Origin of the sequence: Streptomyces sp. PsTaAH-124 (assembly GCF_000373685.1) — a bacterium.
GTDB classification, from domain to species: domain Bacteria; phylum Actinomycetota; class Actinomycetes; order Streptomycetales; family Streptomycetaceae; genus Streptomyces; species Streptomyces andamanensis.
Map to the genome: position 1 here is coordinate 190,475 of NZ_KB892207.1, position 15,444 is coordinate 205,918.

Here is a 15,444-nt window from a genome sequence, read left to right on the forward strand (position 1 = left end):
GGCGGTTCGCGTCATCGGGCGCCGACCAGCGGCGAACCGGTGGGCGCGCGCAGCGGGGCGGCCAGTTCGGCGAGGGCCCGCTCCAGTCCGTGCAGGTGGGCGAGCGCGGGTGCTTCCGCGGCCGGGTGGGCGGTGCCGGGGGCGGTGAGGGACGTACCGCCGCCGTCGGTGAGCGCCTCGACGGCGGCCTCCACCCGCCAGCAGGCGGCGGCCAGCCGCGCGTCGTGCGAGGCCACGGGATCGGCGGCCACGGCGACCAGGCCGCGGATCTCGCGGGCGCAGTCGTCCAGCAGGGCGAGCACCCGGCGGGCCCGGAGCTTGCGGCCGAGCATCGGGTTCAGCGGGTGGACGAGCGGGGCGACGGAGAGCCGGACCCGGCCCAGCAGGTGTTCCAGTTCGGCCACCCGGGGCGCCGGGTCGGCGTCCGTGGCGCCCGCGAGCCGGGCGGCGGCCTCGGCGGTGCAGGTGTGCACACAGCGCAGGGCGCGCTGGATCCAGGCGCCGGTGACGGCGTGGGTGCTGACCGGCAGCACGAACAGCACGGCGAGCCAGGCGCCGAGCGCGCCGACCGCCGTCTCCCCCAGCCGCAGGGAGAGCAGCCCGGGGGTGAGGACGCCGAGCAGGCCGTAGAGCGAGGTGGCGAGGAGGGTGACCCAGAGCATCATCCAGGTGTAGGACACGGCGGCGGTGTAGAAGATGCCGAAGACGCTGACGGCGACGAGCGCGGCGGTGGGCAGCGCGGCTCCGTGCAGCGGGGCGACGAGGAAGGCGCACAGGCCGATGCCGAGCACCGTGCCGAGGACCCGGCGGAAGCCGCGGACCAGCGTCTCGCCACGTGAGGCGGTGTTCACGAAAACCCACCAGGTGGCGCCGACCGCCCAGTACCAGCGCTGCCCGGACACCAGCTGGCCGACGACGAGCGCGAATCCGGCGCCGGCGGTCGCCTGGACCGCCTGCCGGGTGGTCACCCGGGCGAGGCCGGTGCCGTCCGGGGGCAGCGGCGGGGCGGCCGGGGAGCTGCGGCGCTCGTAGCACCACAGCCCGAAGCGCACCGCGGCGGCGGTGAGCACGGACAGCACGAGGGCGGCGGACAGCTCGGGCAGCTGCCCGGTCGTGGCGTGCAGGAACTGGGCCACGAAGAAGGTCATGAACGCGAAGACACCCAGGCTGTGGCCGCGCGGCCCCCAGCGGCGCGCGTAGACGCCGGCGCCGACGAGGAGGAGGAAGGTGAGGTCCCGGGCCACCGGGACGCCGTGCAGCGCCGCCGCGGCGGCCAGGACGGGCACGCCGACGACGGGCAGCAGCGCGGTGGTGACCGCCTGGCCGCGGACCGTGGGGTCGGTGACGGTGAACAGGGCGAGCAGCGCGGCGAGCCCGCCGGTCACGGCACCGTGCAGGGAATGTCCGGCCAGCCCGCACACGGCGGTCGCCAGGCCGATCCCGAGGACGGCACGGGACGCGAACCGCAGCCGCACGCGCCCGGGATCCGGAGCCGCGAACACCCTCTTGAGCACTGATGACCGCCCCCTCGGCAGACGTGTGGACCCGGCGCACGAACCGCCCGCCGGGACCGGCATGAAAAAGGCGCCGCGGAGATCCGCAGCGCCATCGACCCGTCCATCAGAGCATCCCCGGGGGCTCTGGCTCAAGTGGCTCCGGAATGACTGGGCCATTGGCACAGCAGGGGCTCGGACAACAGCGCTGGCAGCAGGCCAATGGACGGGCGTGCCTGGCTCACCGGCCTGGGGCGGGAGTGGGCCATTGGTACAGTCAGGCCGAACGACGCCTTCCCGAGGAGACCGGCGCCGCCATGGCCGTGGACGAACTCGACACCCGCATCCTGCGGCTGCTCCTGGAGCAGCCGCGCACCAGCGTGCGCGAGTACGCGCGCGTCCTCGGCATCGCCCGGGGCACGCTCCAGGCCCGGCTGGACCGCCTGGAACGCGACGGTGTGATCACCGGGACGGGTCCGTCCCTCTCCCCCGCCGCGCTCGGCCACCCGGTGCTGGCGTTCGTGCACATCGAGGTCACCCAGGGGCACCTGGACGACGTGGGGGACGCGCTGGCCGGGGTGCCGGAGATCGTGGAGGCGTTCTCCATCACCGGCGGCGGCGATCTGCTCACCCGGGTCGTGGCGCGCGACAACGCCCACCTGGAGGACGTGATCCAGAAGCTGATCAGCCTGCCGGGTGTGGTCCGCACCCGTACCGAGGTGGCCCTGCGCGAGCGCGTCCCGCACCGGCTGCTCCCGTTGGTGGAGTCGATCGGGCGTACGTCCGGCAAGTGAACCGGGCACCTGCCCGCGGCCCTGGAACGGGATCGGGGCCGGGCTCTGGACCCAGACCTGGACCGGGCCTTGGGCCTGGCCCGGGACCTGAACCGGGACTTCGGGAGGCTAGGAGCTGCGGCGCGGCCGGCCCCGCTTGGCGCCCCTGGCTCCGCCCTGGGCGCCCTTGGCGCCGCGCGCGCCGCCGGTGCGGCCGGAGCCGCCTCGGCTCTGGGCCGTCCTGCCGGTGCCGCCCGCGCCCTTGCCCGCCGACCTGCCCGGGGCCTTGCCGGAGCCCTTGCCGGAGGCGGCCTTGCGGCCGGTCCCCGTGTCCTGCGCGCGTCCGGTCCCGGCCTGCGCCTCGGGCCGGGCGCGGCCGCGGGTGCTGTTGGCCGTCCGGCCGCGCACGATCCCGATGAAGTCGTCGACCAGGTCGGTGGTCGCCTCCTCGGGCCACACCAGCGCGACACCCGACTGCGGGGCGTCGGCGACGGTCCGGTAGGTCAGGTCCCTGCGGTGGTGCAGCCGGGCCAGCGACTGCGGCACGATCAGCACGCCCACCCCCGCCGCGACCAGTTCCACGGCGTCCTCGGTGGTCGCGGGGCGCTCGAAGGCGGGCTCGCCGGGGGGCCGCTCCCAGCCGAGGACGTCGTCCTGGGGGTGCAGGACGACCTCGTCGGCGAGGTCGGCGAGGGACACCTCGTCCGCCGCCGTCACCAGGTGGTCCTTGGGGACGACGACCACCGTGGTCTCGGTGTAGAGGGGGATCGCGCTGAAGACCGTATGGTCCACGGGCAGGCGTACGACGCCCGCGTCCGCGCGGCCCTCGCCGAGCACCGCGGGCGCGTCGGCGGCCGGTACCTGGACGAGGGCGAGGGGGACGTCGGGCAGGCGCTCGTTCCAGATCCGCACCCACTTGGCGGGCGTCACCCCGGGGACGTACGCGAGCCGGAACGTGGGGGATGTCTCCGAGCCTGTCACCCGGCCAGGTTACCCGGCCGGGTCACCCGGCGTGGTCGGGACCCGGCCCCGCCGGTGGATAGTCTGGACACCATGAAGTCGCACCAGAGCACCCAGACGATGAAGCCCGCCACCGCGGCGAAGAAGCTGGGTGTGTACCTGCCCGCCACGCCCGCCGAGTTCCAGGAGGGCGTCGTCTCGCGCGCCGAGCTGGAGCAGCTCCAGACCGACCCGCCCGAGTGGCTGCGCGAGCTGCGGCGCGACGGCCCGCACCCCCGTCCGGTGGTCGCGGCCAGGCTGGGTGTCTCCATCGCGGGCCTGGCGCGCGGCGGGATCACCGAGGCGCTCACCACCGAGCAGATCGAGGCCCTGAGGCAGGAGGGGCCCGAGTGGCTGGAGAAGGAGCGCGCCACGCAGGCCGAGGTCCGCAAGGAGGCGGCGCGGCTGAAGAAGCGGAACGCCGAGCGGGCCGGGGAGGGTGACTCCCCGGACGCCTGACGCGGGGGCGGCCCGGCCGCCTCGGTACGTCGCACAGATGGTTCGTCCCACGCTTCCGCGCGCTCCCGTGCGCCCCCCGTGCACAGCGGAGGGCGGACGGCGCACACGTTGAACTGGGCAGGACATGGTTCGAGCGCCAAGCCCTGAAAGACCGCCCCATTTTTGTGTGCCGACTGAGGCAGGTGGTATTCGATGAGCGGTGCGTCAACCGGTGCCCTATCCACGACCGACCGATCCGACCGGTCCTGGACCGTGGGTACTGCGCCGGGCATATTCCCTTTCTTGAGCCACGGTATCGCCTTGTTCCGCCGTCCGCTGGCTTTTCTCAACTCTCTGCCACGGCGCGGGGACATCGTCCGGATCCGGTTGGGCCCGGTGCCCGCCTGGATCGTGTGCCATCCGGAGCTGGTCCACCGGATGCTCGTGGACACCCGGACGTTCGACAAGGGCGGCTCCCAGTACGACCGGCTCCGGACCCTGATGGGGGACGGCCTGGTCACCAGCCGCCAGGAGACCCACCGCAGACAGCGGCGGCGGCTGCAACCGCGGTTCCACGCCACGCGCGTGGCCGCGTACACGGACCTGATGGGCACCGAGACTGCGGCGCTGTGCGACACCTGGCGGCCGGGACAGCACGTCGACGTGAGCGCGGCGACGATGGCCCTGACGACCCGTGTCACCAGCCGGGTCCTGCTCTCGGACACCCTCGACGAGGCCGCGGCCGCCGAGCTGAGGGAGTGTCTGTCCACGGTGGTGCGCGGGCTGTTCGTCCGTACGGTGGTGCCGCTGGACGCGCCCTTCCGGGTGCCCCTGCCCGCGAACCGCCGTTACCGGGACGCCCTCGAACGCCTGCACGGCCTGATCGACGCGGCCGTCGCACGGCGGCGGGCACAGGCTCCACGGGACGATCTGCTGGGCACCCTGCTGGCCGCCGAGCGCGGGCAGGACGGGCCCGCGATCACCGGGCAGGAGGTGCACGACCATCTCATCACCCTGCTGCTCACCGGTGTGGAGACCACCGCTCTCCTGCTGGCCTCCCTCTTCAGCCTGCTGGCCCGGCATCCGGAGGCCGAGCGCCGGGTGCACGAGGAGGTCGACACGGTGCTGGGCGGACGCGCGCCGACCGCCGCCGAACTGCCGCTGCTGGTGCACACCGGCAATGCCGTGACCGAGACGCTGCGGCACTCCCCGCCCGGCTGGCTGTTCACCCGGGTCACCACCGAGGAGACCGAGCTGGGCGGCTGCCGGATCCCCCGGGGCGCCACCGTCCTCTACAGCCCGTATCTGCTGCACCACGATCCCGTGTCGTTCCCCGAGCCGGAGCGGTTCCTGCCGGACCGCTGGCTGCCGGAGCGGGCGGCGGCCGTGCCGCACGGCGCGATGCTGCCGTTCGCGGCGGGCAACCGCAAGTGCATCGGCGACACGCTCGCGGTGGCGGAGGCCACGGTGGCTCTCGCGACGATCGCCGGACGGCTGCGGCTGCGCCATCCGCCGGGGCCGGTGGCGCCCGTGTGTCCGGCCGTGACGCTGGGCCCCCGGTCGCTGGTGATGACCTGCGAGCCGCGGCCGGTCCGCACGAGCCCGGCCCGGCCGGGCGCGCCGCAGCCGGGCGCGGGCCGGATCTGCCCGGCGGCCTCCGGCTCGGCGCCGCTCACACCGGCGCCGCTCGCAGCGGCCTCCGCCGAACCGACGTCCCCCGAACCGGCACCGCCCGGACCGGGCGGGGCCGCGCCGCGCCCGGCCCGCCGGCAGGACCACTCCGACCCGAAGGGCAGGTGACCGAGGTGGCGACGCGGCAAGAGGAACGCGTACCACGACAGGCAGTCCCGGCCGCCGAGGCGCTCTCCGACCCGGCCGCCTCGCTCAACGATCTGATCGACGCCCGCCTCCACATGCCCTACCCCTTCCGCAGCAACCGCCATGAGGCCGAGGCGGTGGCGGCCACGGACGACTGGCTGGACGACCGCGGTCTGACCGCCGACCCGGACGTCGCGGACATGATCGTCCGGACCCGGCCGGCCCAGCTCGCCTCGTACACCACCCCGGACGTCGACGCGGACATCCTGCGGATCGTCGCCCTCCAGATCGCCTACCAGTTCGTCTTCGACGACCGGGCGGAGGAGATCGGTGAGCAGGGACCGGACCGGCTGCTGCCCATGCTGTGCGAGAGCGTCGCGATCCTGCGCGACGGCAGGCCGCCGACGACGCTTCTCGGGGCGGCGCTCTGCGACCTCCACCGGCAGGTCCGGCGGCGCTGCACCCCCGCCCAGGCGGCGCGCTGGGCCTGGTACGGCCAGGAGTACGTGCACGGGCTGATGTACGAGGCGGTGGCCCAGCACGGATCCGCCGCGCCGCGCCTCGGGGTGTGCACGTCGATCCGGTCGCTGACGGCGGGGGTGCAGCCGTTCTACCCCTTGTGCGAGGCCGCCCAGACCGGCGAACTGGCCCCGGGCGAACTCCACCACCCGCTGATGCGGCGGCTGACGGCGCTGTCCTCCGACGCCGCGGTGTGGATACCGGACCTCTACTCGGCGGTGAAGGAGCAGCGTGCCGGCGGACTGATCAATCTGGCCCTCGGCTACCAGCGGGCCCACGACTGCTCGCTGCCGGAGGCGGTGACGTCGGCCATCGGCCGGATCAACGGCACCATCCATGAGTTCGAACGGCTCCGCGCGGAACTGGCCCCTGAGCTCAGCTCCGCCGGTGCCGGCTATGTGGACGGCATGACCGGCTGGATCCGCGGCTGCTACCACTGGTCCCGGACGGTGCCGCGGTACGCGGACTCCGCCCAGGCCCCCACCCGGTAGCGCGACATCCGAGGCGCCGGCGCGCTACCCATCAGGAAGGAGTGCCAAACCTCCGGGCAGGACGATTCACCCTTCCTTGCCTCTTCCATGCCCCATTCGGCCGTCCGGGGACCACGCGGGCGTACGCTCTGGCTTCCTCGGACGGCCGAAGCACAGGAAGCGGTAGGGCACATGGCAGATGAGCCGTGGCAGTCGCACACCGGACACCGGCCCTTGCTGGAACGGCAGCGGGAACTGCGGGTGCTGGACGACGCGCTGGCCTCCCTGGCCGCGTCCGCCGAGGGGTCCCTGCGCGGCGGCGGGCTGCTGGCCTTCACCGGTCCCGCCGGGCTGGGGAAGACGACGCTCATGGCGCAGTTGCGCGCGCGGGCCCTGGCCCAGGGCTGCACGGTCCTGTCGGCCCGGGGCGGCGAGAACGAGCAGGAGCTGGCCTTCCACGTGGTCCGGCAACTGGTGCAGCCCCCGCTGGCGGCGATGCCCGAGGCCGAGCGCCGCGAGTTCCTGGGCAGTTGGTACGACATCGTCGCCACCGCGCTCGGTCTGGAGGCGTCCGACAGCGCCCGGGTGCCGGATCCGGCCGGGGTGCGTGACGGTCTCGACTGGGTGATGACACGTCTCACCGTGGCGCGGGCGCCGGTCGTGCTGCTCCTGGACGACGCGCACTGGTCCGACGCGGAGTCGCTGAGCTGGCTCGCCTCCTTCGCGCCCCGCATCGAGAACCTTCCCCTGCTGATCGTCGTCGCCTACCGTCCCGGCGAACTGCCGCCCGAGGCCACCGCCTTCCGTGCCCTGGTCGAGCACCACGAGAACCGTCCGCACGCGCTGCGGCCGCTCTCCGCCACGGGCGTGGCCCGGATCATCCGGGAACACGTGGGCGAGTCGGCCGAGGACGCGTTCTGCGAGGAGTGCTGCGCGGTCACCGAGGGCCGCCCCTTCGAGGCGGTGGAGCTGGCGATCCAGCTCGCCGAACGGCAGGTGCGCGGGACCGGGGCCGATCTGCCGGTGATGCGCGACGTGGCCTCCGCGATCAAGGGGCCCGGTCTGCTGGACCGCCTGCGCCGGCTCGGCCCCGGTACCGTCATGTTCGCCTCGGCCGCCGCCGTGCTGGGCACCTCCGTGCCGCCGGACCTGGCCGCCGCCGTCGCCGTGGTCGGGGTGGAGCAGGCCGCGCAGGAGACGGCGAAGCTGCGCGCCGCCAGGATCCTCACCGACAGTCCCGGCACCGGCGGCAATCTGGAGTTCACGCATCCGCTGATCGCCACCGCGATCTACCGGTCCATCCCGCCCGGCCTGCGGGTGGGTCTGCACAACGCCGCCGCCGAGGCCGTCCGCGCCGCCGGGCTCGGCCCCACGGCCGCCGCACGGCATCTGCTGGAAGTGCCGTGCGAGGCCAGGCCCGAGGCCGTGGCCTGTCTGCGGGAGGCCGCCCGCGAGTATCTGCGGGCCGGGGCTCCGGAGGCCGCCCGGCGGGCGCTGGCCAGGGCCCTCCAGGAGCCGCCGCCGCCCGAGGACCGGGCCGCGCTGCTGCACGAACTGGCCTGCTCGACCTTCCTCATCGAACCCGCGGCCACCGTCACCCATCTGCGGCAGGCCCTCACCGAACCCGGTCTCTCCCCCGGGCTGCGCGCCTCCATCGTCTACCGGCTGACGCAGGCGCTGGCGCACACCGACCGGATGGCGGAGGCCGCGAGCGTGGCCGCCGAGGAGGCGCACAAGGCCACCGATCCGCGGACCCGGCTGCGCATGCAGGCCGACCACTTCGTGTGGAGCGCCTTCCGCACCGACGAACCCGACTCACCGGCCCGCTCCCGCAAACTCGCCCGCCTGGCCGAACGGCTGACCGGCCGCACCCTGGAGGAGCGCTACATCCTGGGGCTGCGCGCCTGGGACGCCATGGTGCGCGGCGAGGCGCGGCAGACGGTCCTCGACCATGCCGAGCGTGCGCTGCGCGGCGGGATGAGCTGGACCGACGAGAACCGCGGCTTCGAGGTGCCCGCCTCGGTCGCCCTGCTGTTCATGTACTGCGACCAGCCCCGGCGGGCCGAGGAACTGTTCGGCCGGGGCATCGCCGAGTGCAACGCCAAGGGCTGGCGCGGCTCCCATCTGGCCCTGGGCGAGACACTGCTCGGCTACATCCACTACCACCGCGGCGGCCTGGCCGAGGCGGAGAACCACGTCCGCGAGGGGCTGCGGATCGCCGACCGGGTGGAGGGCGCGGTTCCGGCGCAGTGGTTCGCGATCGGTGTGCTCATCCAGACGCTGCTGGCCCGGGGCCGGATCGCGGAGGCCCGGCAGGTCGCCGACGACCACGCCTTCGGCAAGACCGTCCCGAACGCGGTGATCTACCCCGACCCGCGCACCGTGTACGCCGAACTGCTGCTGGCGGAGGGCCGCCACGCGGAGGCGGCACGGCTGCTGTCCGCCGTCGGCGACCGGCAGGACTCCCGGGCCTGGCGCAATCCCGCGTGGTGCCCCTGGCAGCTCGACCTGGCGACGGCGCTGGCCCCGGTCGCACCGGAGCGCGCCGTCTGCCTGGCCGGGGAGGCGGTCCAGCGGGCGCGGGCCTTCGGCGCGGCCTCGGCCACCGGGCAGGCGCTGCGCACGATGGCCGAGGTCACCGGCGGCCCGGCGGCGCTGGAGCTGCACGCCGAGGCGGTCTGCCTGCTGGAGGGATCCCCGGCCGGGTACGAACTGGCCCGCGCGCTGGTCGGGCACGGAGCCGCCCTGGCGCGCAACGGCCGGCTCGCGGACGCGGCCGACCGGCTCTACCGGGGCCTGGAGACCGCGGTCCACTGCGGGGCCGAGCCTCTTGCCGTACGGGCCAGGGCGGAGCTGTCGGCGGCCGGACTGCGCCCGCTGCCGCTGCGGTACGCGCAGACCGACACGCTCACCGCACAGGAACGCAGGGCCGCCGAACAGGCCGCGCAGGGGCATCCGGTGGCGGTGGTCGCCAAGGAACTGCGGCTCACCGAGCAGGGGGTGCGCCAGCTCCTCTCCTCCGTGTACCGCAAGGTGGGCACCGACGCCGCGGGGCTCGCCGCCACGCTGGCGACCTATCCCCGCCCCTGCCCGTGACCTCCTCGCTCTCCTTCCCGGGCCCCGGCCTGTCGCCTACGCGGCCCGGGTGCCGCCCGGACCGCGGTCGTGGTGGATCGGACCTCCGGAGCCGGTCAGCGGGGCGCCCGTCCCGCCGCGCCGGGCGGCGACGATCTCCGCCGCGATCGACAGGGCCGTCTCCTCCGGGGTACGGGCGCCGAGGTCCAGGCCGATCGGGGACCGCAGCCGGTCCAGCTCCTCCTCGCTCACGCCCGCCTCGCGCAGCCGGCGCCTGCGGTCCTCGTGGGTCCGGCGCGAGCCCATGGCGCCGACGAAGGCGACCGGCATCCGCAGGGCGACCGTCAGCAGGGGGATGTCGAACTTGGCGTCATGGGTGAGCACACACAGCACCGTGCGCGGGTCGGCCGGGGTGTCCCGCAGATAGCGGTGCGGCCAGTCCACGACGATGTCGTCGGCCTCCGGGAAGCGGCCCCGGGTGGCGAAGACGGGCCGGGCGTCGCACACCGTCACGTGGTAGCCGAGGAACTTGCCCGCCCTGACCAGTGCCGCCGCGAAGTCGACCGCCCCGAAGACGATCATGCGCGGCGGCGGCACGGTCACCTCGACGAGCAGGGTCAGTCCGCCGGGGCAGTGCGAGCCGTCCTCGGACAGCTCCACGGTCCCCGTGCGGCCGGCCTCCAGCAGCGCCCCGGCCTCGGCCACCGCGGTGCGGGCCGCCTCCGGATGGTCACCGAACCCGCCGTCCTGCGCGCCCTCACCGGTGCCGTCCGCCCGGACCAGGACCGTGGCGCCGAGCAGCCGGTCCGGGCCGCGGACGATCCGGGCGAGGGCCACCGGCTCGTCCCGGACGGCGGCCGCCAGCGCCGCCCCGAGCACCGTGCGCACGGGCGCCCGCACGCCGACCGGGGTGATCATCATGCCGATGGTCCCGCCACAGGTCAGGCCGACCGCGAAGGCGTCCTCGTCGCTGTAGCCGAACTCCTGAAGGACGGTGGTGCCGTCCTGGAGGGCCTGTCGGCACAGGTCGTAGACCGCTCCTTCCACACAGCCGCCGGAGACCGAGCCGATGACGGTGCCCTCGCTGTCGACGGCGAGGGCCGCGCCCGGACCGCGCGGCGCGCTGCCGCCGACGGTGACCACGGTGGCCACGGCGTAGGCCCGGCCCTCCTCGGTCCAGCGGTGCAGCTCCTCGGCGATGTCAAGCATGCGGCTCCCTCGCGGCTGCCTCCAGGACGCGGTCGGGGCGGACGGGCAGGTCGCGGTGGCGGACACCGGTGGCGTGCCACACCGCGTTGGCGATCGCCGCGGCGGCTCCGACGATGCCCACCTCACCGATGCCCTTGATGCCGACCGGGTCGTCCGGGTCCGGGTCGTCGACCCAGTCGGCCTCGATGGACGGGGGGACGTCGGCGTGCGACGTGACGTGGTAACCGGCGAGGTCGGGGCCGTAGAGGCCGCCGTCGGCCCGGTCGCGGGCCGCCGCCTCGTGCAGTGCCATGGAGATGCCCCAGATCATGCCGCCGACGAGCTGGTTGCGGGCGGTGAGCGGGTTGACGATGCGGCCCGCCGCGAAGATGCCGAGCATCCGGCGCACCCGTACCTCGCCGGTGGCGACGTCCACGGCGACCTCGGCGAACTGGGCGCCGAAGGAGTGCCGTTCCTTGCCGGTCAGGGCCCGCACGGCCGCAGTGGTGTCGGACCGTACGGTGATGCCCTCCGGCGGGATGTCGGCGCCCAGCGCCAGCCGCTCGCGCAGCTCCCGGGCCGCGGCCGTGACCGCCCAGGACCAGGAGCGGGTGCCCATGGAACCGCCGGAGATCATCGCCGGTCCGAAGTCGCTGTCCCCGATGCGCACCCGGACCCGGTCCGTCGTGGTCTCCAGGGCGTCGGCGGCGACCAGGAGCAGCGCGGTGCGCGCGCCGGTGCCGACGTCGGCGGCGGCGATCCGCACGGTGAAGGTGCCGTCCGCCTCGGCCGTGACGACCGCGGTGGACGGTCCGGCGTTGGAGGGGAAGGACGCGGCGGCCGTGCCGGTGCCGAGCAGCCAGCGTCCCTCGCGGCGCACGCCGGGGCGCGGGTCGCGGTCGGCCCAGCCGAACCTGCGGGCGCCCTCGCGGAAGCAGGCGGCCAGATTGCGGCTGCTGAAGGGCAATCCGGAGACCGGGCCCCGCTCCGGTTCGTTGCGCAGGCGCAGCTCGATCGGGTCCAGGCCGCACTTCTCGGCGAGTTCGTCGAGCGCCGACTCCAGGGCGAAGGAGCCCGGGGCCTCCCCCGGTGCGCGCATGAACGTCGGGGTCGGCACGTCCAGCCGGACGACGCGGTGGACGGTGTGGTGGGCGTCGGCGTCGTACATCACCCGGGAGGGGGCGGCGCACGACTCGACGAACTCGTGGACGGTGGAGGTCTGGCTGAGCGAGAGGTGCTCCAGCGCGCGCAGGCGGCCGTCCGTGTCCGCGCCGAGCCTGATCCGCTGCGCGGTGGGGCTGCGGTAGCCGGTCAGCGAGAACATCTGGCGGCGTGTCATGACGACGCGCACGGGGCGGTGCAGGACGGTCGCGCCCATCACGGCGGCCACCTGGTGGGCGCGCACACCCTTGCTGCCGAAGCCGCCGCCGACGTGCTCGGAGCGCACGCGCACGGCGGACGGGTCGAGCGAGAAGAGGTTGGCCAGCTCGCCGACGACCCAGGTGGCGCCCTGGTTGGAGTCGACGAGTTCGAGCCGTCCGCCGTCCCACAGGGCGGTCGCCGCGTGCGGCTCCATCATGCTGTGGTGCTCTTCGGGGGTGGTGTACTCCTCGTCGAGGGTGACGGCGGAGGCGGCGAGCTCGGCCGCCAGGTCGCCCTTCTCCGTCACCGCCGGCATATGGCCCTGGAGCTCGTACGCGTCGGTGCGGTCGGCACAGAAGTCGACGTCGTGCGGCTCCTGCTCGTAGTGCACGACGAGGGATTCGGCCGCTTCCCTGGCCTGTTCGGAGGTCTCGGCGACCACCATCGCCACCGGCCAGCCCAGATGCGCCACCCGGTCGTCCTGGAAGAGGGCGCAGGTGGGGTCCGGGGGAACGCCCAGCAGTCCGATGTAGTCGGTGTCCAGGCGTGGCGCGTTCTCGTGGTGGAGGACGGTGAGCACGCCGGGCATGGCGAGCACGGGTGCGGTGTCGAGGGACCGGATGCGGCCGCGGGCCACTGTGGAGAGCACCAGCCAGCCGTGGGCGAGGTCGGCGAAGGGGATCTCACCGGCGTAGCGGGCGGCTCCGGTGACCTTGTCGAGGCCCTCCACGCGGGTGTGCGCGGTCCCGACGGCGCCCTTCCTGGTCGTACGTGTTCCGGTGGCGGTGGTCATCGGGACATCTCCTCGGCGAGTTCGGTCAGCACGGCCACCGTCAGGTTGCGCAGGAGGGCCACCTTGTAGCCGTTGTGCGGCAGCGGGCTCGCGGCGGCCAGTTCGGCTTCCGCCGCGGCGGCGAAGCCGGCGGCGTCGGCCGGGGCACCGGTCAGCAGCCGCTCGGCGGTGCGGGCCCGCCAGGGGCGGGACGCGACCGCGCCGAGGGCGAGGCGCGCCTCGTGCACCACGCCGTCCCGGACGTCGAGGGCGGCGGCCACGGAGCCGAGGGCGAAGGCGTAGGAGGCACGCTCGCGGACCTTGCGGTAGCGCGAGCGGGCCGCGACGGGCGCGGGCGGCAGGACGACGCCGGTGATCAGCGCGCCCGGCGGCAGGGCGGTCTCCCGGTGCGGGGTGTCGCCCACGGGGAGGTAGAGGTCGGTGATCGGCAGGGAGCCCGCTCCGTCGGCGGTCTCGTAGGAGACGACGGCGTCGAAGGCGGTCAGGGCCACACCCATGTCGGAGGGGTGGACGGCCACGCAGTGCTCGGAGGCGCCCAGGATCGCGTGGTTGTGGTGCTCCCCCTCGATCGCGGGGCAGCCGCTGCCGGGGACGCGCTTGTTGCACGGCCGGGTGACATCGGTGAAGTACCCGCAGCGGGTGCGCTGGAGGAGGTTGCCGCCGACGGTCGCCATGTTGCGCAGCTGCCCCGAGGCACCGGCCAGTACCGCCTGGGTCAGCGCCGGGTAGCGGCGGCGCACGTCCGGGTGGGCGGCGAGGTCGCTGTTGGTGACGGTGGCGCCGATGCGCAGACCGCCGTCGTCGGTGGGCTCGATGCCGTCGAGCGGCAGCTCGCGCACGTCGACGAGGCGGGCGGGCCGCTCGACGCCGGTCTTCATCAGGTCGACGAGGTTGGTGCCGCCGCCGAGGAAACGGGCGTCCGGGTCGGCGCCCAGCAGGGCGACGGCACCGGCGACGTCATGGGCCCGTTCGTAGCCGAACTCCCTCATGCCACAGCCTCCTTGCTCGGTGCGGTCTGTGTGCTCGGGGTGCTCGGTGCGCTCTCCACGGCGGACGCGCCGCCGGGCCGCACGGTCGACGCGGCGCGCTCGACCGCCTGGACGATCGACGCGTAGGCGCCGCAGCGGCACAGGTTGCCGCTCATCCGCTCCCTGATCTCGTCGGCGGTCAGCGGGGGCGGCCCGGCCTCGGGGCGCACATCGTCGGTGACCGCGCTCGGCCAGCCCGCCGCGTGCTCCTCGATCACGGCGACGGCCGAACAGATCTGGCCAGGTGTGCAGTAGCCGCACTGGAAGCCGTCGAGATCGAGGAAGGACTGCTGCACGGGATGCAGCCGGTCGCCCTCGGCGACGCCCTCGATGGTGGTGATCTCACGCCCTTCGGCCGCGACCGCCAGTTGCAGGCAGGAGACGGCCCGGCGGCCGTCGAGCAGGACGGTGCAGGCACCGCACTGTCCCTGGTCGCAGCCCTTTTTGGTGCCGGTCAGATCAAGCCGCTCGCGCAGGGCGTCGAGCAGGGTGGTGCGGTGGTCGACGGACAGCGCGTGCTTCTCGCCGTTGATGTTCAAGGTGATCGGGCTGTGCGTCGACGAGGTGGCTGGGTCCATGATCAGCTTCTTTCGCATATGCGGCGGAAACACGTCGAGATGTCGGCCTGACAGACGATGAATCAGGAAAAGTGGCGTCGGGGACGAGGACTCCGGGGATCGGAACAGGGCACCGTGCGTGGCGGAAAAGCACTGCCCACCGCTAGAGTGGACACGAAGCGGACAGTTGTCCGTTATTCGAGAAACTACCGGACAGTTGTCCGCTTAGCAAGGCCGGGTTCGGCGGCGTACCCGAAAGGAGGACGAGTGCAGCAGAAGAAGCACACGCCTCAGCGCTCGGACGCACAACGCAATCGCGAGACCATCCTGGAAGTGGCGGTGGCCGAGCTGACCCGTTGCGCCGACACCCCGCTCAGCGTGATCGCCAGGAAGGCCGGCGTCGGCCAGGGCACGTTCTACCGCAACTTCCCCAACCGCGAGGCGCTGGTCCTGGAGATCTACCGTCACGAGATGCAGCAGGTCTCCGACAGCGCGACCGAGCTGCTGGAGTGCCGCTCCCCGGACCAGGCGCTGCGCGAGTGGATGGACCGGCTCGTCCGGTTCGCCATGACCAAGGCCGGTCTCGCGGACGCGATCCGCCAGGCCACCGCCGCCCCCGGCAGCCCGGCGAAGCCGGGGCACACCCCGCTGGCCTCCGCCGCCGACCTCCTGCTGCGCGCCGCCGAGGAGGCCGGTGCCATCCGGCCCGGCGTCAGCTCCGACGACTTCGTCCTCGCCATCGCCGGGATCTGGCAGCTCGATCCGCACGGCGACTGGCAGTCCCGCGCGAGCCGTCTGCTCGACCTCGTCATGGACGGCCTGCGGGTGGGAGCGCCCGGCCGCGGCTGAGCCCCTCCCCCGTCCGGCCTCCGGGCCTTCCGCATGCCCGCCGCGCGTGCCTCCCCGTGCCCTCGGCGCGCACCTCCCGGTG

General features: G+C 74.2%; 12 protein-coding genes. 6 read left to right on the forward strand and 6 right to left on the reverse strand.

The annotated features are described in order from the left end of the window. Positions 1–11 precede the first annotated feature (11 nt). On the reverse strand, positions 12–1,514 hold the full coding sequence (locus tag B086_RS0134535; RefSeq protein WP_026253077.1) for an FUSC family protein: 1,503 nt from the start codon (positions 1,512–1,514) through the stop codon (positions 12–14). A gap of 296 nt (positions 1,515–1,810) precedes the next feature. Here B086_RS0134535 and B086_RS0134540 point away from each other — a divergent pair, with 296 nt between their 5' ends. Further along, positions 1,811–2,287, forward strand: a complete 477-nt coding sequence (locus tag B086_RS0134540; RefSeq protein WP_018571009.1) for an Lrp/AsnC family transcriptional regulator — start codon at positions 1,811–1,813, stop codon at positions 2,285–2,287. A 108-nt stretch (positions 2,288–2,395) separates the two neighbouring features. On the opposite strand, the gene B086_RS0134545 is transcribed toward B086_RS0134540, so the two are convergent. Continuing rightward, positions 2,396–3,247: a LysR family substrate-binding domain-containing protein gene (locus B086_RS0134545; protein ID WP_018571010.1), complete on the reverse strand. Its 852-nt coding sequence runs from the start codon at positions 3,245–3,247 to the stop codon at positions 2,396–2,398. Positions 3,248–3,319: 72 nt separating this feature from the next. Between B086_RS0134545 and B086_RS0134550 the strand changes: the two genes are divergently transcribed. The 4 genes from B086_RS0134550 (at position 3,320) to B086_RS0134565 (ending at position 9,606) form a co-directional block, all read left to right on the forward strand. Continuing rightward, complete coding sequence (locus B086_RS0134550; RefSeq protein ID WP_018571011.1) at positions 3,320–3,724, forward strand: DUF5997 family protein; 405 nt, start codon at positions 3,320–3,322, stop codon at positions 3,722–3,724. Between the two features lie 375 nt (positions 3,725–4,099). Then, positions 4,100–5,503 (forward strand): cytochrome P450, encoded by a 1,404-nt coding sequence (locus tag B086_RS41520; protein ID WP_018571012.1) that lies wholly within the window; start codon positions 4,100–4,102, stop codon positions 5,501–5,503. A gap of 5 nt (positions 5,504–5,508) precedes the next feature. Then, positions 5,509–6,531 carry a (-)-alpha-amorphene synthase gene (locus B086_RS0134560; protein ID WP_234029426.1) on the forward strand — a complete coding sequence of 341 codons (1,023 nt, stop codon included), beginning with the start codon at positions 5,509–5,511 and terminating at the stop codon, positions 6,529–6,531. Positions 6,532–6,702: 171 nt separating this feature from the next. After that, positions 6,703–9,606 (forward strand): ATP-binding protein, encoded by a 2,904-nt coding sequence (locus tag B086_RS0134565; protein ID WP_018571014.1) that lies wholly within the window; start codon positions 6,703–6,705, stop codon positions 9,604–9,606. A 36-nt stretch (positions 9,607–9,642) separates the two neighbouring features. On the opposite strand, the gene B086_RS0134570 is transcribed toward B086_RS0134565, so the two are convergent. The 4 genes from B086_RS0134570 to B086_RS0134585 are packed head-to-tail and all read right to left on the reverse strand — an operon-like array spanning position 9,643 to position 14,534. Continuing rightward, positions 9,643–10,794, reverse strand: a complete 1,152-nt coding sequence (locus tag B086_RS0134570; protein ID WP_018571015.1) for an XdhC family protein — start codon at positions 10,792–10,794, stop codon at positions 9,643–9,645. After that, positions 10,787–12,928 carry a xanthine dehydrogenase family protein molybdopterin-binding subunit gene (locus tag B086_RS0134575; RefSeq protein ID WP_018571016.1) on the reverse strand — a complete coding sequence of 714 codons (2,142 nt, stop codon included), beginning with the start codon at positions 12,926–12,928 and terminating at the stop codon, positions 10,787–10,789. Before B086_RS0134575 ends, B086_RS0134570 begins: the two co-directional genes overlap by 8 nt. Continuing rightward, a complete protein-coding gene (locus B086_RS0134580) occupies positions 12,925–13,917 on the reverse strand; it encodes an FAD binding domain-containing protein (protein ID WP_018571017.1) in 993 nt (330 codons plus the stop codon). Before B086_RS0134580 ends, B086_RS0134575 begins: the two co-directional genes overlap by 4 nt. After that, positions 13,914–14,534: a (2Fe-2S)-binding protein gene (locus B086_RS0134585; RefSeq protein WP_018571018.1), complete on the reverse strand. Its 621-nt coding sequence runs from the start codon at positions 14,532–14,534 to the stop codon at positions 13,914–13,916. Before B086_RS0134585 ends, B086_RS0134580 begins: the two co-directional genes overlap by 4 nt. Before the next feature lie 246 nt (positions 14,535–14,780). Here B086_RS0134585 and B086_RS0134590 point away from each other — a divergent pair, with 246 nt between their 5' ends. Next, positions 14,781–15,362 (forward strand): TetR/AcrR family transcriptional regulator, encoded by a 582-nt coding sequence (locus B086_RS0134590; RefSeq protein ID WP_018571019.1) that lies wholly within the window; start codon positions 14,781–14,783, stop codon positions 15,360–15,362. Positions 15,363–15,444 lie beyond the last annotated feature (82 nt).